The organism is Mesorhizobium sp. WSM4817, assembly GCF_055811135.1.
The window spans coordinates 227,124-251,803 of record NZ_JBVVQQ010000006.1; the positions used below are offsets into that span (position 1 = coordinate 227,124).

The window sequence follows — 24,680 nt, forward strand, 5'->3', positions numbered from 1 at the left end:
ATCAATGTCCTCCCGTCTCTTTGTTGGCCTGGCGGATGTTCCAGATCATGATCGGAATGACCGCGATCATGATGATGATGGCGATGGTGGCGCCACGGCCGAAATCGCCGCCGCCGCGGAACATCCAGTCGAACATCAGATTGGCCAGCACCTGGCTGTTCCATTGGCCGTTGGTCATCGTCAGCACGATGTCGAAAACCTTCAGCACCAGGATGGTGATGGTGGTCCAGACGACGGCGATCGTTCCCCAGATCTGCGGCACCATGATCTTCCAGAAGATCTGGAACGGATTGGCGCCGTCGATGACGGCCGCCTCCAGCGTCTCCTCGGGAATGCCCCGCAAGGCAGAGGACAGGATGACCATGGCAAAGCCGGTCTGGATCCAGATCAGGATGATCATCAGGAAGAAATTGTTCCAGAACGGCAGCGATATCCAGACCTGCGGCTGGCCGCCGAAATATTGGATGATGGCGTTGAGCAGGCCGATCTGCGTCTGGCCAGCACCACGATACTCGTAGATGAATTTCCAGATGACGCTGGCGCCGACGAACGAGATGGCCAGCGGCAGGAAGATGAGGCTCTTGGCGATAGTGCCCCACCAGATCTTGTCGGTGAGGACGGCGATGATCAGCCCGAGGAAGGTGCAGGCGGCAGGCACGACCGCCAGCCAGATGATGTTGTTGAGGATGGAGGTGCGGAATTCGCGGTCGCCGAACGCCCATTCATAATTGGCGAAGCCGACGAAATTGGCGCCACCGCGATCGAGGAACGACAGCCTCAGCGTCTCCACGACCGGGTAGATCAGATAGATGGTGAGGATGATCATGGCCGGGCCGACGAACAGCCACGGCCGGATCATCCCCTGCCGGCGCAGATTGTCGATGGCCGCCGCACCTGCAACGCCGCGCGACGGGAAGATGATGTCCACCAGCTTGTTGGCGCCCCAGAAATAGGCGACGCAGCCGCCGACGCCGACGACGATGACGAATATGGCCGAGAAAATCTGAGCCGCCACGGGTCCCTCCCTCTGCGCATGATCCGCCAGTCGGGAATGACTTTGGCGACGCGATCACAGGCCGATTCAGTTATTTGGAACGCGACCGGATGCAAGGCAGGGTTTGCTTTTGCTGGTCGCGCGTCATGCGGAATGTGCTCATAAAAATTGCTGCGGTGTGGGGCCGCTGGTCGGATCCGGGCCACCGAGGCCCGGGTCCATGCAGGATCGGACGTTCAGCCGGGACGCCTACTTGATCGCGTCCCAGCTCTTCTGGATATCGGTGGCGACATCCTGGGCGGACTTGCCGCCGACGAGATCGATCATACCGGTCCAGAAGGCGCCGGCGCCGATCTTGCCCGGCATCAGGTCGGACCCGTCGAAGCGGAAGGTCGAGGCTTCGGCGAGGATTTCGCCCTGCTTCTTCAGCGCGTCGCTGGCATAGGCGTCCTTGTTGACCGACTTGAACGGCGTCACGAAGCCGCCCTGGGCCATCCAGATCTCATGGGCGAGCGGCATCTTCAGGAATTCGATGAACGCGCGGGCACTCTTGCTATCCTTGGTGATCATGGCCAGCGTGCCGGCGCCGAGCACCGGGGTGCCGAGGTCGGGTTTGGCAGCGTAAGCTGGGAAGTAGAAGAAGTCGGCGTCCTGGCCGATCTCGGTGCCTTCCGGGAAGAAGGTCGGGATGAACGACGCCTGGTGGTGCAAATAGCATTTCGGCGGCACCGAGAACAGGCCCTTCGGGCTATCGCGAAAATCGGTCGCCGCCACCGCCTTGGCGCCGCCGTCGACCATCTTGTCGTCGGTCGCGATCTTGCCGAAAATGTCGATGGCGTTGACCACCGCCGGGTCGTTGAACGGAATCTCGTTCTTTACCCACTTGTCGTAGGTCTCGGGCGTCTGGGTGCGCAGCATGATGTCCTCGACCCAGTCGGTCGCTGGCCAGCCTGTGGCGCCGCCCGAACCGAGCCCGATGCACCATGGCGTGCCGCCGTCGGCGATGATCTGCTTTTCGAGCTCGGCGAGCTCTTCCTGCGTCTTCGGCACCTCGTAGTCGGCTTCCTCGAAATTGTCCGGCGAGTACCAGACCAGCGATTTCACGTCGGCCTTGTAGGGGAAGGCGAAAAAGCCCTCCTTGCCATCCTTGTCCTTGAAGGTGCCGAGATCGACCCATGACTGGCCGGCGCCGTAATTGTCCTTGATCCAGTTGGCGGTGTCGTCGCCGAGCGGCGTCAGCAGGCCCTTGGACGCCAGGTCCTGGATCAGGCCCGGCTGCGGCAGCACGGCGATGTTGGGCGGGCTGCCGGCCTGCGTGTCGATGACGATCTGCTGTTCGTAATTTTCCGACGAGGAGTACTTGACCTCGGCGCCGGTGGCTTCCGAGAAATAGTCGAGAACGGTGCGGATGAGGCCCTCGTCTTCGCCGCGCCATGGCCCGAAGATCGACAGCGTCTCGCCCTTGAGGTCGACTTTCTTGAGCTCTTCGTAATTCGCCCAGTTGAAGCGGGGGTCTTCGCCCGGCTTGAACTTCAGTTCGGCTTGCGCCGGTGCGCCCAGGGCGAGCGCGACAAAGGCGGCGCTCAGCAGAAGCATTTTCCTCATTGGTATTCCCTCCCAGTGGTGACAGACACCGGACGGAACCTCCATTCCGTCCGCCGACGCTGCAGGACTGTGACTCACTCGGAAAGGAACCGCAACCTTTCGGAGAGTCTTCCAAAGCGCTTTGGTCTTCGCAATCACGCCACTGAATTAATCAGAAGTCAAGAGGCTGGTAAACTAATCGATTTAATTTCACGGCCACAAGAGCAAACAAAGTGCGCTGCAGCACCATTTTGGGCGCTGCAACAGCAAATTTTGCTTCAAACCGGTTAGAAAGGGTGCTTATGATCGTCGCATCGGTAGCGCTCGCCGCCGTGGCGCGAGCGACCCATAGTTAAAGCGCTTTGAGGCTTGGAGGCCTCCGGTGAACCTCAAACAGCTTTCCCATATGCTGGCGCTTTCGCAGACGACGGTAAGCCGCGCGCTGAACGGCTACCCGGAAGTCAACGAGGAAACGCGCCGGCGGGTGATCGACGCCGCCAAGCGCCACGGGTACCGTCCCAACCCGAGCGCGCGTCGGCTGGCTACCGGCAAGACCGGGATGATCGGTTATGTCTTGCCGACCGGGGCGGCCGTTGACATCGACCCGCATTTCGTGGAATTCCTCTCCGGTCTCGGCGACTACGCCCGTTCGCACGAACTCGACCTGGTGTTGTCCCCGGCCGATGCCGACGACCAGGAGACGACCTATCGGCGTATCGTCGCCAACCGGCAGGTCGACGCCGTCTACATCTCCTCGCCGAGGCCGGCCGACCGGCGGGTGGCGCTGGTCAACACGCTCGGCATTCCCTTTATCGTCCATGGCCGCAGTGAAGGGCTCGATTTCGATTACCCTTTCACCGACATCGACAATGAGGGCGCCTTCCACGAGGCGGCACGGTTGCTCGTCCAACTCGGTCACCGGCGGCTGGCGCTGATCAACGGCGACGGCCGCGAGACCTTCGCCATTCACCGCGAGCGCGGTGTGCGCCGAGCGCTGGCGGCAAGCGGTCTGGCGCTTGGCGAAGGCGATGTCTGTTCCCTCGCCATGACCGAGGAGAACGGCTACCGCGCCGCCAGGCGCTTACTTGAGCAAAGCGACGCGCCGACCGCGATCGCCTGCTCCAGCCTGATCATGGCGCTCGGCGTCGTGCGAGCGGTGCGCGATCTCGGCCTGACCATTCCGGGCGACCTGTCGCTGATCGCCCATGACGACGTCTTCCCTTGGCTGAAGCCGGAGAATTTTTCGGTGCCGTTATCGACGACGCGTTCGTCGATCCGTTTGGCCGGCGCTCGTATCGCCGAGCGGCTGGCGGCGCGGATTTCGGGGTTGGAGGAGGGCGCCCGCGGCGAAGTCTGGCCGGTCGACCTGGTCATCAGGGGATCGGTCGCCGGCGCACCTGGCTAAGGATCACTCGATCGACTGAGTTCGACCCTTTTGGACCTGCGCGGTCTTGCGGGAGTATGACAAGGTCGCTCGCGAATGCGCGCGACGGCGTCGATCTTCCCGCTATCTGCCTCGCCTGGTCGAACTGGAACTGATCGACCGCGATCGCCGTGTAGTCGAGAGACGCATCAGAAAGGCCCGGGAAATGCGCTGCGGTTGACAGCTTCCGTGAGCCGCATCATTGTTGGCGTTGCGCATCCCGATCCTCGATAGGGTCACGTCCTACGCGTTGCCTGTCTGCAACAGCGGTTCGAACTGCGCCTCACCCCTACACCGCAAAGTTGTTTCACCGAGAAAGACGGAGGATTCTCCATGGCCGATGCCCAATGCGTATGCGGCGCACTCAGACTTATGATGCAAGAGCCAACAAAATTGGTTGCCGCGTGTCATTGTTTAGCTTGCCAACGGCGAACCGGTACATCATTCAGCGTCAACGCGTTCTATGCGACTGATACCGTCGCGATTTCGGGAGCTGCAAGGGAGTTCATTCGCGTTGCCGATAGCGGCCGCAATGTACGCATGTATTTTTGCCCGACCTGTGGTTCGACAGTCTATTGGAAGCCTGATGCTCTGCCTACGATGATCGGCGTAGCCGTTGGCGCATTGGCCGATCCAAACTTCCCGGCCCCAACCGTGTCGATCTTCGAGCGATATCAACATCATTGGGTAACTCTTGCGGAAGAGGTCGAGCGCTTCCAGGCAAGTCTGATACAAGAGTACTCGCCTGATATCTGACGCCCGCGGCGAAGCCTGGCCGGTCGATCTGGTGGTCAGGGGATCGGTCGCCGGCGCACCGGCCTAGTGGTCAAACTCAATCACTCTGAGCGACCGAGTTCGACCCGGTGCGGACCTTCCGACGATTACCAGCAGTTGCTAACCTTGCTTGCCAGCAATTTCTAACTATTCCGAAATCGCCGGCGCCGACCAGGGCGCGGACTTCGGACGTCGCGGCGATCCAGTCGATGGCGATCGCCGGAAGGTGTCCCGGCCGGGTTAGAATTCCATCCGGTCACGAATTCGGCGAGGCTGGAAGATGGAACGTGGGTGGACAAATCGGCCACCTACCAGGGCGTCCCGATCGATCCCACCCACCTGCCCACGAAAAAGGTGGGAGGGGGGAAGATCATGCCGGCGGACCTGATGATGCACAACTCCTTCTTCGTCAGTGGCAAATTCCGTGAGGTGGTCGAGAAACTGGAGCCCGGCCTGCATCAATTCGTTCCAGTCGAGCTGCTGTGGAAGGACGGCAGCCATGCCGCCTCCTATTTCTGTTTTACCCATGCAACCGCATCGACGGCATGGATAGAGAGCAAACGACGCATGAGTTCCGCGAAAAGTCGGGACTCTGGATGAACAGACCCGGTGGTTCCTATGTCGTCAATCTGCGGCGGGTCGGCGGGCGCAACGTCTGGATCGACCCGCGCATGAGCGGGTTTGATCTTCCTTTCGTGTCAGAAACCTTCAAGCTGGCAATGTCAGAGGCCGGTGTCAGAGGCATCGGCTAACACGCGATGGAGACGACATAGCGCAAGGCCGCACTCCACCCATCTCGCTCATTTGCGGCAACCGGCTGATTGAGTTTTGACCCCAATATCTGTTGCCGAAAATTATGCAGCGGCTGGGAAAACGACGTGCATAAAAGCAGATGCTTCAAGCCCGAGACTTATTCTTTCGCCGCCTCGGCCGCCTTGGTATTGAGCAGGCCATAGCCGAAATCATTGTCTCGTCCCTTGGGGCCGAGATCCCTTGCCGTGGCGGCCAGCGCTTTCTCGATCCAGTCGGCGGAACGGTCGGGTGCGGTATGCAGCAGATTGGCGATCGCGCCGGTGACGATCGCTGCTGCAAACGAGGTGCCGGTGACGACATCCGAACCGGCGCCGCTCGGCGCCACCATCTCGACGCCGGGAGCGGAGAGGAAAACGTAGGCGCCGCGATTGGCCTGCTGCATCAGCCCGTCCTTGGCATCGGTGGCAGTCACCGCGACGACGCTGTCGAAGGCGGCCGGGTAGCCGTAGGGCGCCTTCGGTCCGTTGTTGCCGGCGGCGGCGACCAGCACTATGCCCAAGGCGCGAGCATTGCGGCAGGCGACGCCGAGCAGGTCGTTCTTCGGGCCGACGAAGCTCATATTGATGATGCGGACGTCTTGCTCCGCCGCCCAGTCCAGCGCCGCAAGGATGACGTCCATGGTCGACTTGCCGCCCTCGAAGGCGCGGGCGTGGTAGATCCTGGCGCCCGGCGCCATGCCTTTGAGCGCACCGACGCCGGCGATCAGGCCGTCGATCGAGGTGCCGTGATCGCGCGCCTCGATCGGCACGTCGGGCATGGCGTCGAACTGATCGGCGATGACGCCGGAGAGTGCTGGATTGGTATCGTCGATGGCGGTGTCGATGACGGCGATGCGTACATTCTCGCCGCTCGCCCCTTTCGCATCGAGCGCGATGCGCTCGAAGGCATAGTTGACGATGGTGGCTGCCTGCTGCAGCGAGTAGATATGGTTGGGCTCGCGCCGCAAGGTGCGGCCGTCGGCGGCAAGCTGCGCCAGCACGACGCCGACCGGGCGGCCATCGGGAATGCCGAAGCGTACCAGCGTGGCGCCGAGCAACTGAGACTGGCGCTGCGAGCGCACCTCGAGGCCAAAGGAGGCGGCGATCTGCTGGACGGCGTCGCCCTCCACCGTCACCAGCACCTCGTCCGGCACGAAATCACCGACGACGGCGCGCGGCGGCTCGGCCGCGACCAGATCGCTGGGCGAAACGATCGGCCCGCCTGCCGCAGCGGCTTGTATCGCTGTCGCACCGGCAGGCGGGACCGGCGGCGGCAACGCACCGCTGGCCGGATCGCGGCGCGGATCGGGCGTCGGCAGCGGCGCCTGGCCGCCGCCGACAGGATTTGGGAACAGGTCGACAATCAGCGCGGGAAGAAACACTGCATTTGTCGCGGCGGAACCTGCACCGGGCCTTTCGCCGCTGCCATCCTCTGTGTCGCGTTTGATGCAGTCGGCCGCCGTCGCCCCTCGGTTGAGGCAGTCGATTTCAGTCTGCGTAAGGTTCGGATCATTGGTCTGCGCCAGGGCAGGTGCAGCGCCGATTATCATCGCCGCCACAAGCAGCGCCGCAAATCGGATGACCGCCCTAGCCGCCATCGACCGGTTTCCTTCCCTCGACCACAGCCTCTGCAAACGGCTGGGCGGCGATCAGGCCGAGCACTTTTTCATAGTCGGCTACGGTCGCGGCCGGGATGCCAAGACGGAAGACACCTTCGGCGGTCGGGCCGCCGGCAATCTTCAGCTGGTGCTCGCCAAGAAAAGCGACAATGTCGGCCATCTTCGCATCCGGCTTGAACGTGACCAGCGCGAACGGCATTTTCGCAAGATCGCCTTGCTGGCCGGCAATTTCGAAATCGCTGTCGATGCCGCCGGGCCGCTCAAACGACTGCACCACAACAAGCGCCAGCAGAGCCGCGGCCGCAGCCCAGGCGACGCCGGCGGGAACTGCCGTGAAGCGGCCCCACGCTTGCGCCAGCCAGGAGGCCGCCGGCGCGCGCGCTGGACCGGCCTCGGCGTCGAGCGCCCGGGCGAATCGGCTGAGCGCATCGGCCGGCGGACGGATCGCCTCATTGGATGCAGCGGTGCCGGAGAATTCGGCTTCGGCCTCGCCGAGTGCGGCAAGCGCTGCCGGGTCGGTCGCCAGCCATTCCTCGACGGCTTCGAGCTCTGCGCCTTCCAGCGAGCCATTCAGATAGAACGGCAGCAGCGTTTCCATTTCATCGCGGCGCGACATCTTTTCAGCGGCGCTCATGGCCACCCCCTGTCGTAACCGGCGGCCTTGAGGGCCTCGCCGAGTTTCTTGCGGGCGTAGAACATTCTGGTCTTGACGGTGGCGACCGGGATACCGAGCACCTCGCCGATCTCGCTCACCGACTGTCCGTGGTAGTAGGCAAGGTCGATCACCGTGCGGTGTTCTTCCGGCAAGGCATCGATGAAGCGCCGCAACGCGGCGCCCTTGTCTTCCTTCATGGTGACGACTTCCGGAGAGTCGGCGCCGTCGGCGACCTGGGCCGCGTCATCGTCGTCTATCCAGTCTTCCTTTTTCTTGCGCAGCGACGACAGCGCCTTGAAGCGGGCGATGCCGAGCAGCCATGTCGAGACTTCCGAGCGCCCCTCGAAGCCGGGCGCCTGGCGCCAGAGTTCGAGAAACACCTCGTTGGCGATATCGTCGGCCATCATTTCCGATCCCGTCTGGCGCACCACGAAGCGGTAGACCCGCGCGTGGTGGCGCATGAACAGGAGCCGCACGGCGGCACGGTCGCCTTTGGCGACCCGGCCGACAAGCGCGCGATCGGTTTCCGCGGCTGCCGTCATGGCCGGTCGAGCCGCCTGGCTCCTTTCTGCTCTGTCGCTGATCGGCCCAAAAAGGTTCACCGCTATCGCCCCGATTATCCTGTAAGCTAGCCGAAGAGCGGCAGCGTTGCCAGCGGGAGCTTCTTCCCTTCTCCCCCTGTGGGAGAAGCTGGCCGAGCGAAGCTCGGTCGGATGACGGGTGCTGAACGGATCGCTACACCGAAGAAATAAGCGCTTCAAATCCCTCAATATGTTCACGCCGAGTTTCTTACAACACCCCTCATCCGTCTTGTCGCTTCGCGCCAATCCACCTTCTCCCACAGCGGGAGAAGGGAAGACGCGTGTTCAGTCCAGGAACGGCCTGGCCTTCATCGTCGCGGGCACCGGCACGCCGAGGCGCGCAAGCACCGTAGGCGCAAGCTGCAACTGGTCTAACAGAGCGTCGGCCTCCGGCCCCATGCCGGGCCCGAAGTAGTAAAGCGCAAAATCCTGCATCTCGTCGTCATGGCCGCCATGATGGCCGCGATCGGTCTGACCGTGATCGGCGGTGACGATCACCTCGTAGCCGGCTTCCCGCCAGCGCGGCAGGAAGGTGGCCAGCATGCCGTCCATCGCATAGACGGCATTGTCCATCTCATGGCAGTCGTGGCCGAAGCGGTGGCCCATCGAGTCCAGCGTGCAGGTGTGCAGGATGCCGTAGTCGATGCCGTGGCGCCTGGTCAGCATCGTCAGCGTCGCGAACAGGTCGACGTCGCTCGGCGTCATCTGATTGCGGGCGTTGTAGCCGGTCATGGTGTGGAACCGGCCATGCGTGATCGGCCCGCCGGGCTCATCGAACTCCATGTCCTCGACCAGATCGAACGGATAGGCCCGGAAGAATTCGGACCAGTAGGAATGAGTGACCGCGCCGGTCTTGCCACCGGCTTTGCTGACCTCGGAGAATATGTCGGGTTGCTCAACGCGGAACCGGTTCTCGTTGGTCAGGATGCCGTGCACTTGCGGCGCCACGCCAGTATGGATCGACGCATAGCAGCAGGCCGAGGTCGACGGCAGCACGGAGCGCATCTTCCAGACGCGCGCTTCGCCCGATTGCACCCAGCCTTCGAGATTGCCCATCAGCCGGCGCCAATTGCGATAAGGCACGCCGTCGAGGATGATCAGCAGAAGTTTTGTCTCGAGCGCCACCGGGGTGTCTAATTGCCGGCGCTGGCCATGCGTCGTCCCTTGATCGCCTTCTCCAGCCAGCCGATCTCCATTTCGGGGACTGAGGACAAGAGAAGGTCTGTGTAGGCGTCGAAGGGCGGCGCCAACACCTGGCTCTTGGCACCGTAGCGCACCACCTCGCCGCGATACATCACCGCGATCGAATCGGCGATCGACTTCACCGTGGCGAGATCGTGGGTGATGAACAGATAGGCGACGTTTTCCTCCTTCTGCAGCTCGAGCAGCAGCTTCAGGATGCCGTTGGCGACCAGCGGGTCGAGCGCCGAGGTCACCTCGTCGCAGATGATCAGCTTCGGCTTGGCGGCGAGCGAGCGGGCGATGCAGACGCGCTGCTTCTGGCCGCCGGAAAGCTCGGCCGGGTAGCGGTCGATGAAACCCTTGCCCATCTCGATCTTGTCGAGCAGTTCGGCGACGCGCTTGTCGCGCTCGCGGCCGCGCAGACCAAAATAGAATTCGAGCGGCCGGCCGATGATGGTGCCGACGGTCTGGCGCGGGTTCATCGCCACGTCGGCCATCTGGTAGATCATCTGCAACTGGCGCAGATCCTCTTTCGGCCGATCGGCAAGCCGGTTGGCGAGCGGCCGCCCGTCGAAGGTGACGGTGCCTTGTTCGGGCGGCAACAGGCCGGTGATGGCGCGCGCCAGCGTCGACTTGCCCGAGCCGGACTCGCCGACCACCGCCAGCGTCTGGCCCGGATAGATGTCGACCGAGACGTTCTTCAGCACCTTGATATGGCTGCGGCCATAGGCGGCGGTGATGTTCTTGACCGACAGGAACGGCGTCGTGCCGGGCTTTTGCTCCTGGTGCTCGATCTCATGCACCGAGACCAGCGCATTGGTGTATTCCTGGCGCGGTTCCTTGATGATCTGGCGGGTGCCGCCCCATTCGACCAGCCGGCCATGGCGCAGGACCATGATCTCGTCCGAGACCTGAGCGACGACGGCAAGGTCATGGGTGATGTACAGCGCCGCGACATGCGTGTCGCGGATGGCGTCCTTGATCGCCGCCAGCACGTCGATCTGCGTCGTCACGTCAAGCGCCGTGGTAGGCTCGTCGAAGACGATCAGGTCGGGCTCGGAACACAGCGCCATCGCCGTCATCACACGCTGCAGCTGGCCGCCGGACACCTGGTGCGGAAAGCGCTCGCCAATGCTTTCGGGGTTCGGAAGGCTGAGCTTCTTGAACAACGCGATGGCGCGTTTTTCGGCCGCGGCCCGCGTTGCCGTGCCATGCAGCAGCGTCGCCTCGACCACCTGGTCCATCAGTCTGTGCGCCGGGTTGAAGGCGGCGGCAGCCGATTGCGCGACATAGCAGACCTCGCGGCCGCGCAGCTTGCGAAAACCCTCCTTGCCGCCCTTGAGAATGTCGCGGCCGTTGAGCATGACTTCGCCGCCGGTGATGCGCACGCCGCCGCGGCCATAGCCCATCGACGCCAGGCCGATGGTCGACTTGCCGGCTCCGGACTCGCCGATCAGGCCGAGCACCTTGCCCTTCTCGAGCGTCAGCGAGACGTCGTGGACCAGCACGATGTTTTTCGGCGCCTCGCCCGGCGGGAACACTGTCGCCTCGATGCGCAGGTTGCGGATATCGAGCAACACGTTCTTTGCTCGCTGGTCAGCCATTACCCGCGTCCTCCCTTCAGGCTCGCCGTGCGGTTGAGCACCCAGTCGGCGACAAGGTTGACGGAAATCGCCAGCATGGCGATCGCCGCGGCAGGGATGAGCGCCGCCGCGATGCCGAAGACGATGCCGTCCTTGTTTTCCTTGACCATGCCGCCCCAGTCGGCGCTAGGCGGCTGCACGCCGAGGCCGAGAAAGGACAGCGTCGACAGGAACAGCACGGCATAGATGAAGCGCAGGCCGAGTTCCGAAACCAGCGGCGACAACGCATTGGGCAGGATCTCGCGGAAGATGATCCACACGCTGCCTTCGCCGCGCAGCTTGGCCGCCTCGACGAAATCCATGACGTTGATGTCGACGGCGACCGCCCGCGACAGGCGGTAGACACGGGTCGAGTCGAGAATGCCCATGACCAGGATCAGCGTCACCAGATTGGTTGGCAGCACGGAGAGCACGACGAGGCCCATGATCAGCGTCGGAATAGACATCAGGAGATCGACAAGGCGCGACATAAGCGTGTCGAACCAGCCGCCGAAAACCGCCGCCGAGAAGCCAAGGATGGCGCCGAGCGAGAAGGACAGCGCGGTGGCCAGCACCGCGATGAACAGCGTGACGCGGGCGCCGTAGATCATGCGCGAAAGAAGGTCGCGGCCGAGATTGTCGGTGCCCAGCAAATGTGTCGCCGACATCGGTGCCCAGACGTCGCCGACGATCTCGCCATTGCCGTAAGGCGCGATCCAGGGCGCGAAGATCGCCGCCAGCACGAACAATGCCGTCAGCACCAGGCCGATCAGCGCAGGGATGGGGATGCGTTTTATGTCGAGCACAGCGCCGCCCCTCACTTCGGATGTCTGAGACGCGGATTGGCGACGATCGCCGCTATGTCCGCAATGATGTTCAGGCTGATATAAACCGCGGCGAAGATCAGGCCGACCGCCTGCACCACCGGTACGTCACGCTTGGTGACGTGGTCGACGAGATACTGCCCCATGCCCGGATAGACGAAGATCACTTCGACAACGACGACGCCGACGATCAGGTAGGCGAGGTTGAGCATGACGACGTTGATGATCGGCGCAATCGCATTGGGGAAGGCATGCCTGCGAATGACGGCGAATGCCGAAAGCCCCTTGAGCTCCGCCGTCTCGACATAAGCCGATTGCATGACATTGAGGATCGCGGCGCGCGTCATCCGCATCATGTGGGCGAGCACCACCAGCGTCAGTGCCGCCGCCGGCAGCATGATCGCCTGCATGCGCTCGCCGAACGGCATCCCGTCATAGACCGTCGAGATGCCGGGGAAGATCTGGTATTTCACGGCAAAGAAATAGACGAGCACATAGCCGATGAAGAATTCGGGAAACGAGGTCGAGGCAAGCGCCAGTCCGGAGATCAGCTTGTCGACCCAGCCATTGCGGTAACGCACCGCAAACAGGCCGAGGATGATCGCCAGCGGCACGGCAACGACCGCCGCCCAGAAGGCGAGGAACAGCGTGTTCCACAACCGCCCCTTGATCGACGTCGCAATATCCTGCCCGCTGGACATGGCGGTGCCGAGATCACCGGTCACGACGCCGCCGAGCCAGCGGAAATAGCGGATAAAGGCCGGATCGTTGAGGCCGAGCTGCTCGCGCAGATTGGCGAGCGACTCCGGTGTCGCCGACTGTCCGAGGATGGCTTGCGCGACGTCGCCGGGCAGGATCTGGGTGCCGGCGAAGATCAGGACCGATACGGCCAACAGCAGGAGGATGCCCAGCGCAATGCGCTGGGCCACCAGTTTCACGATGGGTGAGGACATATCCGCAAGGCCGGGCTCAGGCTTCGAGCCAGCACTTTGCCAGAGCGTACCCGTTCATCAGCTCCTGATGCGGATCGTCGACCCAGCCGGCGACCTTGGCGCCCGTCGCGTCGATGAACTGGTTGAACATCGGCAGGATCAGGCCACCTTCGTCGCGGACGAGCATCGCCATGTCGCGATACATCGCCTTGCGCTTGGCTTCGTCGAGCTCGGCACGCGCCGCCAGCACCATCTTGTCGAACTCGGGACGCTTGAAACGCGTGTCGTTCCAGTCGGCCGTCGACAGGTACGCAGTCGAGTACATCTGGTCCTGCGTCGAGCGTCCGCCCCAGTAGGAGGCGCAGAAGGGCTGCTTGTTCCATACTTCCGACCAGTAGCCGTCGCCCGGCTCGCGCTTGATCTCCAGCGTGATGCCGGCCTTGGCCGCGCTTTGCTGGAACAGCTGCGCGGCATCGACGGCGCCGGGGAAGGCGACGTCCGATGTCCTGAGCAGGACGGCGCCGTCATGGCCCGACTTCTTGAAATGAAACTTGGCCTTGTCGGGATCGTATTTGCGCTGCTCGATGTCCTCGGAAAACAGCGGATAGGCCGAGTTGATCGGGAAGTCGTTGCCGAGCGAGCCATAGCCTCTGAGGATCTTGTCGAGCATCTCCTCGCGGTCGATCGCCAGCTTCAGCGCCATGCGCAAATCGTTGTTGTCGAACGGCGCCGTGTTGCAATGCATGATGAAGACGTAGTGGCCAGGACCCGCATGGTTGCGGATGGTGACGCCGGGCAGCCGCTTGATCAGGTCGACGATCTTCGGCTCGACGCGGTTGATCATGTTGACCTGGCCGCCCTGCAAGGCCGAAGTGCGCGCCGTGGCGTCGTTGATGACGATGATCTCGATCTGGTCGGCATGGCCCATCTTGTCGGCCTGCCAGTAATTGGCGAACCGCTCGCCGCCATGGCGCACGCCGGGCTCGTTGGTGGTGATCTTGTAGGGTCCGGCCGAGATGCCGGCGTCGGCCTTGTCCTTGCCGCCATTGGGCTGGATGATCAAATGGTAATCGCTAAGCAGATAGGGCAGGTCGGCATTGGCTTCCTTCAGCGTCAGCACGACTTCCTTGCCGCTGGCCTTGATGCTCTCGATGCCTTTCATGTAGCCGAGCGCGCCCGACTTCGACTTCTCGTCCGAATGGCGTTCGAGTGTGGCGGCGACGTCCTCGGCGGTTACCGTCTTGCCGTTATGGAATTCGACGCCGTCGCGAATCTTCAGCGTCCAGACCTTGGCGTCGTCAGACGAGCCGATCTCCTCGGCGATGCGGTTCTCGAGCGTGCCTTCCGGGGAAAGCTCGACGATCAGTTCGCCCCACATCTTGCCGAAGGCGAACGGCACCTGCGTCATGAACAGGGCCGGATCGAGGCTGTTGGTGGACTCGCCGCCGACCAGGCCGGCCTTCAACGTGCCGCCCTTGACCGGACCCGCGGCGCGCGCTGCACTTGAAAGCAGCGAGTTGGCGAAGGTCGCGGTGACGCCGAGCGCTGCCGCCCGGCCGAGAAAATCACGACGGCTCAGTTTGCCGGATGCGACGCGCAGGCTAAGAAATTCCAGTTCGTTTGACATGTTGAGTTCCTCACTCTGTTGGTTCGACCTTGTGGTCGTTTTTTATGGTTTCTTGTGAGGAGAATAATGACCGCAAGGGAACGCCGTAAGCAAGACCGAATGCGACATGCCGTGGCGTAAATCGTACGTCGCAATTGGACCAATCCGCATAAGCGCTCAAAGCAGATCGCGCGGGATTTTCTCTTCGAAATTACGCTCGAAAACCAGTTCCTCGCCTTCATAGGCTTCGATTCTGGCGCTAATAATGAAGTTTTGCGCATCGGACCGCATCTCGGCTGACGTTTCTGTGCGCACCGACCATCCATTTCGCGACAGCGTCTGCGTCCAGTGCGTCTTGCCCGACGCTGACAGCGGATTGTCAGGATGGATCGCCCATGTCTCGCGGGCGACGCTGCCATTGGCGAGGCCATGCTCCAGGTCGCGCACCTCGCCGAAATCGTCGACAATGGAAAGCGTGACGATTCCGGTCTTCTCGTCGCGATCAACATGACGCTCCGAATTGGCGGCACGGACCGTTTCGGTTGCCCAGGGCACGGCTGCCTCGGGCGTAGGGAACGTGACTTCGTCGCCTTGCGCCGGCGGACGCAGCGGCAGCTTCAGCGTAGCCGCCGACAGGTCGAGCCGAACCCGTTCCGGCGATGGCCAGATCATCGGCCAGTAGGCGTTCGAAACGGCAATACGCAGGCGATGGCCTGATGGCACGCGATAGGCGCATTGGTCGAGCACCACCCGCGCCAAAACGGTCTCTTCCGGCACCAGCGCCTCGGGGAATTCATGCGAGTTGCGGTGCGTCAGGTTGAGCACGCCGTAGGAGATCAATTCGGATGCGCCGTCAGGATGCACGTCGCACAGCCGCACCGCGATGTTCGCCTGCGGTCGATCCGAGGCGACCTGGATCAAAACCTCCGGCGCGCCGACAATGTCGATCGCCTCGCCGAGCGGGGGCTGGTCGAAACACACCGACAGCGCATCGTCGGGGCGCTGGTCGCCGGGCAGTTCCGGCCCGAAGGTGAAGGGGAAATATTCGCCGCCGGCGAGGCCGCAGCTTTGTGGCGAAGCCACGATTACAGGCCTGGCGCCTTCCGGGATCAGTTCGATCGCCTCAGCCTTGATGTTGGGCGATGGCCAGTCTGCTTCGGCAACCCAGCGGCCGGGCCGCTCGGGGTGCCAACGCGCGGGGCGCACGCTGTCCATCACATAGGCGCGGTAGGCCGGGTCGGCCTCGACGCCGGTGTCGATGCCTTTCAACCAGCGGTCCCACCAGCGCAAGGCCTCCTGCAGGAAGCCGATCGCTGGTTTCGGTGCGGCGTAATGCGGGTACTTGTGGATCCACGGGCCGACGATGCCCTTGACCGGCGCCTCGATATTGGCCGCGAGGTAGGAAATCGTATTGCGATAGCCGTCATGCCAGCCGCCGATCGACAGCACGGCGGCTTGGATGGCGGAATAGTTCTCGCAGATCGAACCGCGCTTCCAATAGGCGTCGCGGTGCTGGTGTCTCAGCCACAGCGGCGCCAGGAAGGGCTGGTTCTCCAGCCGGGTCAGCCATAGGTCGCGCCATCTGTTGTCGCCGGCCAGCAGCGGGTCCGGTGGCCGCGACGAATAGGAGAGCATGGTCGAGGCCCAGCCGAAATTCTCGATCAGCAGGCAGCCGCCCTTGTAGTGGATGTCGTCGGCATAGCGGTCGACGGTCGAGCACAGGCTGATGACTGCCTTCAACGCCGGCGGCTGCTTGGCTGCAACCTGCAGGCAGTTGAAGCCGCCCCAGGAGATGCCCATCATGCCGACATTGCCGTTGCACCAGGGCTGGGCGGCCGCCCAGGCGATCACATCGCAGGCGTCCTGCAATTCCTGCTCGGAATATTCGTCGTCCATCAGCCCTTCGGAATCGCCATTGCCGCGCATGTCGACGCGGATCGATGCGTAGCCATAGCCGGCGAAATAGGGATGCGTCAGCTGATCGCGAAAGATCGTGCCGTCGCGCTTGCGGTAGGGCAGGTGCTCGAGGATCGCCGGCACCGGATCGTCGGCGGCATCGGCCGGCATCCACACCCGCGCCGACAGCCGGCAGCCATCCGGCATGACGATGCCCATGTCCGGAAACTCGACGACCTTGCGGGGAAATTCCGTGACGGTTTTCATGCGGGCGACTCCAGGACCGCCAAATGATGGAGCCCGTGGGACGTCGTCGTGGGCCAGCCGACGAATTCGGCTGGTCAATCCGCGTCAACTCAACGGGATGTCGTTTTCGTCCTTGCTCGCCTGGTAAGCGCTGGACAGTTCGTCGTAGCGCGCCGAGATCTTGCCGATCCGTGCTTCCAGCCGCTTGCGCTCGGCCTCGGGCAGCGACCGCACCAGTCTTCGGATCGAAAAGCTCTTCCAATAGGCGTTCTCGGCATTGTAGCCGCCAGGGTCGAGGGTAAAGACCTCCTTCAGGATCTTCAGGTCGTGTGGGATGGCGAAGCTGTCGCGCGAATCCTCGTGCGAAAACAGATAGTAGAAATTGTCGAAGCCGGTCCAGGTGATCGCCGACAGGCAGAGCGAGCAGGGTTCGTGCGTGGCGAGGAAGATCGCGTCCTTGGTGTCGACGCGCTCCGCCTTCGGCATTTCGTAGAACCGCTTCAGGCAGTGCACCTCGCCATGCCAGAGCGGATTTTCCGCCTCGTTGTTGGTTTCGGCGAGCACCAGCGAGCGGTCATCCTTTCTCAAGATCGCCGCGCCGAACAGCTTGTTGCCATGGGCGACGCCTTCGGCCGTCTTCGGCACGATGTCATGCTCGATGACGTCGAGCAGGCGGTCGATCAGCGAAGTATCGGCCATTATTGGCTCCTGTCCGGCAGATTGATCTCGTAACCGTGCGAGAAATGGCACTCTTCGAGGTTGGAGCCGTCGCCACCGCGGTCGACGACGAGAAAATCCTGGGCCTCACCGATCGGCGTCAGCACGCCGTGCCACCGATTGCGTGGGTAATTGACGCCTTGCCCGGGCGCGGTGATGAATGCGTGCGGCTCTCCTGGGCCTTCGTCGCTGTCATGGCAGACGACGACCAGGAACGGCCGTGGCGACAGCGGGATGAAAGCCTGGCTGCCGAACGGGTGACGCTCGACCATGGTGAGCTTCAGCGGAAAATCGTAAGGCGTGCCGCGCACCATAGAGATCAGCACGCGCGCATTCGGTCCCTGCGCCTCGGCGGTGGCGAGGTCGTGGTAGCGTTCCGCCTTGCCGCCATTGATCGGGTAGTGATTGTCGCCGCCCATATCGATGACGTCGCCGAATTCAGCGAAGTTCTCGCGGGTCAGCGGGCGCGCCACAATGCGGCTCATGGCGCGCGCCTCGCGACGCCGGCGCCGCCAAGCTTGGCCTGCCGGTTGACGTCCTTGTAGAGCAGATATCGGAACTGGCTCGGACCGCCGGCATAGCAGGCCTGCGGGCAGAAGGCGCGCAGCCACATATAGTCGCCGGCCTCGACCTCGACCCAGTCCTGGTTAAGGCGGTAGACCGCCTTGCCCTCCAGCACATAGAGGCCGTGCTCCATGACATGGGTCTCGGCGAAGGGGATGACCGCGCCCGGCTCGAGTGTAACCAGGGTGATGTGCATGTCGTGGCGCATGTCTTCAGGATCGACGAAACGCGTCGTCGCCCATCTGCCTTCGGTGCCGGGCATGGGCGTGGGCGCGATGTCCTGTTCGTTTGCAAAAAGGGCTTGCGGCGTATCGATGCCCTCCACGGCTTCATAGGCTTTTCGGATCCAGTGGAAACGAACGGGTGCGCCGCCCTCGTTGCGAACGGTCCATCCGCTGGCCGGCGGCAGGAAAGCAAAGCCGCCCGGCTGCAGGACATGTTTCTCGCCAGCCAGCAAAACGGTCAGCTCGCCCTCGACCACGAACAGGGCGCCCTCGGCGGCGGCATCCGGTTCCGGCCGGTCGCTGCCGCCGCCGGGCGCGACCTCGACGATGTATTGCGAAAACGTCTCGGCAAAACCCGACAGCGGGCGCGACAGCACCCAGACGCGGGTCTTGTCCCAGAACGGCAGGGCGCTGGTGACGATGTCCTGCATCACCCCCCTGGGAATGACGGCATAGGCCTCGGTGAAGACGGCCCGGCCGGTCAGCAGCTCACTCTGGCCGGGGTGGCCGCCCTGCGGCGCGTAATAGGTTCGGTCGGCCATTTTCATCGTATCCATCAGTTCAGAGCCTGTTGCGGAAGCCAGGCCTATTGCGGAAGCATGTCCTTGAGGCGGAGCAGTGCGATACGCTCGACCTGTTTGCAGGCGGTTTCGAATTCAACGGCGCGGCTGTTGCCGATGCGCGCCTCGAACTCCGCCAGGATTTCTTCCTTGGTCTTGCCTTTCACCGCGATGATGAAGGGGAAGCCGAAACTGGTGACGTAGGCGGCATTGAACTTGGAGAACAGCTCGCGCTCTTTATCGGTCAGCGCCTCGAGCCCGGCGGAAGCCTGTTCCCTGGCCGATTCCGTTGTCAGCCGCTTGGCCTGAGCCAGTTTTCCGGCGAGGTCGGGATGGGCGTTGAGCACGGAGAGCCGCTCGGTCTCGCTGGCGCCGCGAAAGACACGGCACAGCGCATTATGCAGGCCGCCGGCACTGTCATGCGCCGGACCGAGCTCCAGCTCACAGGCGCGCTCGGCGATCCACGGCGAATGCTCGAATACGCCGCCGAATGCCTGGACGAAAGCCTCGAATTCCATCTTCGACGGGCGCAGCGTCGGCGGCCGGAACGGATGGTTTTCTTGCCAGTGCCTTGCAATGTCGATGCGTCGCGCCAGCCAGACCCTGTCGTGCGATTTGACGTAGTCGACGAAGCGCTTCAGCGCCGCGACCCGGCCCGGCCTGCCGACGAGGCGGCAGTGCAGGCCGATATTCATCAAGCGCGGCCGCCCTGCCTTGCCCTCGGCATAGAGCGTGTCGAAACTATCCCTAAGATAGGCGAAGAACTGGTCGCCCGAGTTGAAGCCCTGCGGCGTGGCGAAACGCATGTCGTTGGCGTCGAGCGTATAGGGGATGATGAGCTGCGGCTTTGCCGACCCGTCCGGCCCACCATGCTCGAACCAGTACGGCAGCTCGTCGTCATACGTGTCCGACACATAGTCGAAGCCGCCCTCTTCCGCCGCCAGCCGCACGGTGTTGATCGACGTGCGGCCGGTGTACCAGCCGGTCGGCCGTGCCCCGGTCACCTCGTAGTGCAGCCGGATTGCCTCGTCCATGTCGCGGCGCTCGTCCTCCGGCGCATGGTCGCGATAGTCGATCCATCTCAGCCCGTGCGAGGCGATCTCCCAGCCGGCCTCCTGCATCGCCACGACCTGGTCGGGCGAACGCGCCAGTGCTGTGGCGACGCCGTAGCAGGTGATCGGCACCTCAGCCTCGGTGAACAGGCGCAGCAATCGCCAGAAGCCGGCGCGGGCGCCATATTCGTAGATCGATTCCATGTTCCGGTGGCGCTGCCCGGGCCAGGGTGCAGCGCCGACGATCTCGGACAGGAAGGCCTCCGAAGCCTTGTCGCCATGCAGGACGCAGTTCTCGCCGCCTTCCTCGTAATTGACGACGAACTGCACCGCGACATGCGCCCCGCCGGGCCATTTCGGATCCGGCGGATTGGCGCCGTAGCCGCGCATGTCTCGTTCGTAACGCATTGTCGCTCCTGCCGGATAGTGTGATCAGGATAGTCGAAAGGGCCGCTTGCGCATTCCCCCGAAAATTTTTGAAAGTGTTTTTGCAGCACTTCACTCGACCGGGACTTATGCATCGCCTTTAATTGGCGCACAATTCGTCAAGCACGTTTTGAGTGTACCGGAATGGGAGCAGCCAGTGGCGGAATCGTCGAAAGCCGAAGGCGGACGTCTGACGACCCATGTCCTCGACACCGCGACCGGCCGGCCGGCGGCAGGCCTGTCGATCGAGCTTTACCGCATCAACGACGACATGCGGACGCATCTGAAGACAGCGGTCACCAATGCCGACGGCCGGTGTGACGCGCCGCTGCTTGCCGACGCGGAATTCCGCACCGGCGAATACGAGCTGGTCTTCGCCGCCGGCAACTATCTGCGCCGGCAGGGGCTGAGACTCCCGGAACCGGCCTTCCTCGACAGCGTGCCGATCCGCTTCGGCATGGCCGAGCCGATGCACTATCACGTGCCGCTGCTCATATCGCCCTACGGCTATTCGACCTATCGGGGGAGCTGAGACATGACGAGGCTCAAGATACGCAATGAGATACGCTTCATCCTCAATGGCGAGGATGTTGCGCTGACCACGGTCGCGCCCGACGAGACCTTGCTCGACTGGCTGCGGCTCGAGCGCTCGCTGCGCGGCACCAAGGAAGGCTGCGCCGAGGGCGACTGCGGCGCTTGCACCGTGCTGGTCGGAAGACTGTCAAGCGGCCGGCTGGTCTATGAAAGCGTCAATGCCTGCATCCGCTTCCTTGGCTCGGTCGATCGCACGCATGTCGTAACCGTCGAGCATCTGCGCGGCGACGGCGAAAAACTGCATCCGGTGCAGCAGGCGATGGTCGATTTCCACGGCTCGCAATGCGGCTTCTGCACGCCGGGCTTCGTCATGTCGCTTTATGCCCTGTGGATGCGGTCACCGGAGCCGTCGGATGCAGCCATCGAAAAGGCGCTTCAGGGCAATCTCTGCCGCTGCACCGGCTACGAGGCGATCATGCGGGCGGCACGTGCCATCTCCAGCTACGGCAAGGCGGCAAAGGATCCGCTGGCAGCGGAGCGCGAGGCGATCACGAGCAAGCTCGAAGCGATGAAAGACGGTTCGCGCATCGAGATCGGCGCCGGCAAGCAGCGCCTGATCGTCCCGGCCGATGCCGACGACCTCGCCGCCGTGCTCGACAAGGAGCCGGGCGCCACCATCGTTGCCGGTTCGACCGATGTCGGCCTGTGGGTGACCAAGCACATGCGCGAGATTGCGCCGGCGATCTTCATCGGCAATCTCGACGGGCTGTGCCGGATTTCCGAAGACAAGGGCATCATCTCGATCGGCTCTGGTGTCACCTACACCGAGGCTTTCTCAATGCTGGCGAAACGCATCCCGGCGCTGGGCCCGCTGTTCGATCGCATCGGCGGCGACCAGGTGCGCAACATGGGCACGATCGGCGGCAACATCGCCAATGGCTCGCCGATCGGCGACACGCCGCCGCCGCTGATCGCACTCGGCGCGCGGCTGACGCTGCGCCGCGGCAACAAGCGGCGGACGATCTCGCTTGAAGACTTCTTCATCGCCTATGGCAAGCAGGACCGACAGCCGGGCGAATTCGTCGAGGCCGTGCATGTCCCAGTGCCGGGCAGGGATACCAAATTCGCCGTCTACAAGATCACCAAGCGCCGTGACGAGGACATCACCGCCGCACTTGGCGCATTCCTGCTGGCCCTGGCCAAGGACGGCACGGTGGCGGAGGTGCGCATCGCCTATGGCGGCATGGCGGCAACGCCGAAGCGGGCTTTCGGCGTGGAAAAGGCGCTGCTCGGCAGGCCCTGGACGGAACCGATGGTCGAGACCGCCATGGCCGAGTACGCCAAAGACTTTACCCCGCTGACCGACATGCGGGCGAGCGCCGAATACCGGGCGCTGGCGGCGCGCAACCTGCTGTTGCGGTTCTTCGCCGAGACCAGCGGCACCAAAGCACCGATCCAGATATCGCGCCACGAGGCGGCGTGATGACCAAGCACGCTCCAAACCTCAAGTCGCAGAAAATCGCTGGTGGCGTTGCCACCGACCAGCGTCATGATTCCGCGCACAAGCATGTCCGCGGCACGGCCGTCTATATCGATGACATGCCGGAATCATCCGGCATGCTGCATGGCTGCCTCGGGCTTTCGACGGCCACGCATGCCACCATCAGCAGCATGGACCTGGCGGCGGTGCGCGCAGCACCCGGCGTCGTCGACGTGCTGACGGCGAGCGACGTGCCGGGCGAAAACGACATTTCGCCGACCGGCCGCCACGACGAACCGGTGCTGGCCGACGGCAAGGTGCAGTTCTTCGGCCAACCGATCTTTTGCGTCATCGCCGAAACCCGCGAGCAGGCGCGCCGCGCCACAAGGCAGGCCAAGGTCGAATACAAGGAATTGCCTTTCGTCACCGACATCGGCGTCCTCGATCCCAGGAAGGACAAGCTGGTCACGCCGCCGCTGACCCTGAGGCGCGGCGATGCCGCGGCTGCGATCAGGGCGGCGCCGCGCCGGCTGAAAGGAAAAATGCGCATCGGCGGCCAGGACCATTTTTATCTCGAAGGCCAGATCGCCATGGCCATTCCCGGCGAGGATCAGGACGTCACGATTTATTCGTCGACCCAGCATCCGAGCGAAATCCAGCACATGGTCAGCCATGCGCTCGGCGTGCCGAGCCATGCCGTCACGGTCGAGATCCGCCGCATGGGCGGCGGCTTTGGCGGCAAGGAAACGCAAGGCAACCAGTTTGCCGCGCTCGCGGCGATTGCTGCGAAAAAACACCATCGCGCGGTGAAAATCCGGCCCGACCGTGACGACGACATGATCGCCACCGGCAAGCGCCATGACTTCCTCGTCGATTACGAGGTCGGCTTCGACGACGAGGGCAATATCCTCGGCGTCGATTTCATGTTTGCGGCGCGCTGCGGCTTCTCGGCGGACCTGTCGGGCCCGGTCACCGATCGCGCGCTGTTCCACTGCGACAACACCTATTTCTGGCCGGCGGTTCATGCGCAATCGGCGCCGCTCTACACCAACACCGTGTCGAACACCGCCTTCCGCGGCTTCGGCGGGCCGCAAGGCATGGTCGGCGCCGAGCGTGTCATCGAAGAGGTCGCCTTTGCCGTTGGCAAGGACCCGCTCGAGATTCGCAAGAAGAATTTTTATGGCACCAGCGACCGCAACGTCACGCCCTATCACCAGACGGTCGAGGACAACATCATCCACCGCATCGTCGCCGAGCTGGATGCGAGTTGCGACTATGCGAGGCGTCGCCGCACCATTGAAGCTTTCAACGCCAACAGCCGCTTCATCAAGCGTGGATTGGCGCTGACGCCGGTCAAGTTCGGCATCTCGTTTACCGCGACGCACTACAATCAGGCCGGCGCGCTGGTGCATGTGTACACCGACGGTTCGGTGCATCTGAACCATGGCGGCACCGAGATGGGGCAAGGTCTCTACGTCAAGGTGGCGCAGGTGGTGGCGGAAGAATTCCAGATCGACCTCAACCAGGTAAAGATCACCGCGACCACGACCGGCAAGGTCCCGAACACCTCGGCGACGGCCGCATCGTCCGGTTCCGACCTCAACGGTATGGCGGCGCAGAACGCCGCCCAGCAGATCAAGGAGCGGTTGACCAACTTCGCAGCCGAAAAATACCAGGTGCCGCGCGACCAGGTGCTGTTCCTGCCCAACCGGGTGCGCATCGGCAACCAGGAGATCGCCTTCGCCGATCTCATCAGGCAGGCCTATATGGCGCGCATCCAGCTTTCGGCGGCGGGCTTCTACAAGACGCCGAGAATCCATTGGGATCGCGACAAGGGCGAGGGTCGTCCCTTCTATTATTTCGCCTATGGCGCCGCGTGCTCGGAAGTCTCGGTCGACACGCTGACCGGCGAATATGTCGTCGAGCGCACCGACATCCTGCACGAGACCGGACGCTCGCTGAACCGCGCCATCGACCTTGGCCAGGTCGAAGGCGGCTTCATCCAGGGCATGGGATGGCTGACGACGGAGGAGCTTTGGTGGGACGAAAACGGCCGGCTGCGCACCCATGCGCCGTCGACCTACAAGATTCCGCTCGCCTCGGACCGACCGAAGATCTTCAATGTGACGCTGGCCGATTGGCCGGAAGCGAGCGAGCCGACGGTGCACCGCTCCAAGGCGGTCGGCGAGCCGCCGCTGCCGCTCGGCATCTCGGTGCTGCATGCGCTGTCGGATGCGGTGGCAAGCGTTGCCGACCACCGGATCTGCCCGCGCCTCGACCCACCGGCGACGCCGGAGCGGGTGCTGATGGCGATCGAACGGCTGAAGAGGGAAGCCAAGGCTGGTGCTTGAACTCGGTCCCGGGGTTCGTACAAGGCGTGCAATCCGGGCCGAA

At 63.3% G+C, this 24,680-nt stretch carries 20 protein-coding genes and 1 pseudogene; 6 read left to right on the forward strand and 15 right to left on the reverse strand.

From position 1 onward, the window contains the following. Position 1 precedes the first annotated feature (1 nt). Entirely contained in the window at positions 2-1,015 is a 1,014-nt protein-coding gene (locus AC0L2K_RS11570; protein ID WP_023796848.1) for a carbohydrate ABC transporter permease, read from the reverse strand. A gap of 228 nt (positions 1,016-1,243) precedes the next feature. Then, entirely contained in the window at positions 1,244-2,599 is a 1,356-nt protein-coding gene (locus tag AC0L2K_RS11575; RefSeq protein WP_023796847.1) for an ABC transporter substrate-binding protein, read from the reverse strand. Between the two features lie 361 nt (positions 2,600-2,960). On the opposite strand from AC0L2K_RS11575, the gene AC0L2K_RS11580 reads away from it, so the two are divergent. The 3 genes and pseudogenes from AC0L2K_RS11580 (at position 2,961) to AC0L2K_RS11590 (ending at position 5,527) form a co-directional block, all read left to right on the forward strand. Continuing rightward, positions 2,961-3,983, forward strand: coding sequence for a substrate-binding domain-containing protein (locus tag AC0L2K_RS11580; protein WP_023796846.1), 1,023 nt, complete (start codon positions 2,961-2,963; stop codon positions 3,981-3,983). 351 nt (positions 3,984-4,334) lie between these two features. Next, positions 4,335-4,757, forward strand: coding sequence for a GFA family protein (locus tag AC0L2K_RS11585; RefSeq protein WP_473531387.1), 423 nt, complete (start codon positions 4,335-4,337; stop codon positions 4,755-4,757). Between the two features lie 372 nt (positions 4,758-5,129). Continuing rightward, positions 5,130-5,527: pseudogene (locus AC0L2K_RS11590) on the forward strand (imm11 family protein). 158 nt (positions 5,528-5,685) lie between these two features. On the opposite strand, the gene AC0L2K_RS11595 reads toward AC0L2K_RS11590, so the two are convergent. The 13 genes from AC0L2K_RS11595 to puuE all read right to left on the reverse strand — a co-directional run bounded on the left by AC0L2K_RS11595 (position 5,686) and on the right by puuE (position 20,254). Beyond that, on the reverse strand, positions 5,686-7,164 hold the full coding sequence (locus AC0L2K_RS11595) for a S8 family serine peptidase (protein WP_473531388.1): 1,479 nt from the start codon (positions 7,162-7,164) through the stop codon (positions 5,686-5,688). Beyond that, the gene (locus AC0L2K_RS11600; RefSeq protein WP_473531389.1) at positions 7,154-7,819 is read right to left on the reverse strand and encodes an anti-sigma factor; all 666 of its coding nucleotides are present in this window, start codon (positions 7,817-7,819) and stop codon (positions 7,154-7,156) included. Before AC0L2K_RS11600 ends, AC0L2K_RS11595 begins: the two co-directional genes overlap by 11 nt. Next, a complete protein-coding gene (locus AC0L2K_RS11605; protein ID WP_027151444.1) occupies positions 7,816-8,382 on the reverse strand; it encodes a sigma-70 family RNA polymerase sigma factor in 567 nt (188 codons plus the stop codon). The genes AC0L2K_RS11600 and AC0L2K_RS11605 overlap by 4 nt, the downstream gene beginning before the upstream one ends. Positions 8,383-8,706: 324 nt before the next feature. Beyond that, positions 8,707-9,546 carry an alkaline phosphatase family protein gene (locus tag AC0L2K_RS11610; protein ID WP_287171416.1) on the reverse strand — a complete coding sequence of 280 codons (840 nt, stop codon included), beginning with the start codon at positions 9,544-9,546 and terminating at the stop codon, positions 8,707-8,709. Between the two features lie 8 nt (positions 9,547-9,554). Further along, complete coding sequence (locus tag AC0L2K_RS11615) at positions 9,555-11,207, reverse strand: ABC transporter ATP-binding protein (protein WP_128171040.1); 1,653 nt, start codon at positions 11,205-11,207, stop codon at positions 9,555-9,557. Next, positions 11,207-12,031, reverse strand: a complete 825-nt coding sequence (locus AC0L2K_RS11620) for an ABC transporter permease (RefSeq protein ID WP_023796837.1) — start codon at positions 12,029-12,031, stop codon at positions 11,207-11,209. The genes AC0L2K_RS11615 and AC0L2K_RS11620 overlap by 1 nt, the downstream gene beginning before the upstream one ends. A gap of 11 nt (positions 12,032-12,042) precedes the next feature. Further along, complete coding sequence (locus AC0L2K_RS11625; protein ID WP_473531390.1) at positions 12,043-13,002, reverse strand: ABC transporter permease; 960 nt, start codon at positions 13,000-13,002, stop codon at positions 12,043-12,045. A 16-nt stretch (positions 13,003-13,018) separates the two neighbouring features. Further along, entirely contained in the window at positions 13,019-14,608 is a 1,590-nt protein-coding gene (locus tag AC0L2K_RS11630; protein WP_128171041.1) for an ABC transporter substrate-binding protein, read from the reverse strand. Positions 14,609-14,764: 156 nt separating this feature from the next. Next, entirely contained in the window at positions 14,765-16,750 is a 1,986-nt protein-coding gene (locus AC0L2K_RS11635; RefSeq protein WP_473531391.1) for a CocE/NonD family hydrolase, read from the reverse strand. 84 nt (positions 16,751-16,834) lie between these two features. Beyond that, the gene (locus AC0L2K_RS11640; protein WP_128172886.1) at positions 16,835-17,428 is read right to left on the reverse strand and encodes a nucleoside deaminase; all 594 of its coding nucleotides are present in this window, start codon (positions 17,426-17,428) and stop codon (positions 16,835-16,837) included. Then, on the reverse strand, positions 17,428-17,931 hold the full coding sequence (locus AC0L2K_RS11645) for an ureidoglycolate lyase (protein WP_473531392.1): 504 nt from the start codon (positions 17,929-17,931) through the stop codon (positions 17,428-17,430). Before AC0L2K_RS11645 ends, AC0L2K_RS11640 begins: the two co-directional genes overlap by 1 nt. Next, complete coding sequence (locus AC0L2K_RS11650; RefSeq protein WP_473531393.1) at positions 17,928-18,791, reverse strand: bifunctional allantoicase/(S)-ureidoglycine aminohydrolase; 864 nt, start codon at positions 18,789-18,791, stop codon at positions 17,928-17,930. The genes AC0L2K_RS11645 and AC0L2K_RS11650 overlap by 4 nt, the downstream gene beginning before the upstream one ends. A gap of 29 nt (positions 18,792-18,820) precedes the next feature. Further along, entirely contained in the window at positions 18,821-20,254 is a 1,434-nt protein-coding gene (gene puuE / locus AC0L2K_RS11655; RefSeq protein WP_473531394.1) for an allantoinase PuuE, read from the reverse strand. A gap of 175 nt (positions 20,255-20,429) precedes the next feature. On the opposite strand from puuE, the gene uraH reads away from it, so the two are divergent. The 3 genes from uraH to xdhB are packed head-to-tail and all read left to right on the forward strand — an operon-like array spanning position 20,430 to position 24,637. Continuing rightward, a complete protein-coding gene (gene uraH, locus AC0L2K_RS11660; protein WP_473531395.1) occupies positions 20,430-20,804 on the forward strand; it encodes a hydroxyisourate hydrolase in 375 nt (124 codons plus the stop codon). 3 nt (positions 20,805-20,807) lie between these two features. Further along, positions 20,808-22,289: a xanthine dehydrogenase small subunit gene (gene xdhA / locus AC0L2K_RS11665; RefSeq protein WP_473531396.1), complete on the forward strand. Its 1,482-nt coding sequence runs from the start codon at positions 20,808-20,810 to the stop codon at positions 22,287-22,289. After that, a complete protein-coding gene (gene xdhB / locus AC0L2K_RS11670) occupies positions 22,289-24,637 on the forward strand; it encodes a xanthine dehydrogenase molybdopterin binding subunit (RefSeq protein WP_473531397.1) in 2,349 nt (782 codons plus the stop codon). Before xdhA ends, xdhB begins: the two co-directional genes overlap by 1 nt. The last annotated feature ends 43 nt before the right edge of the window (positions 24,638-24,680 follow it).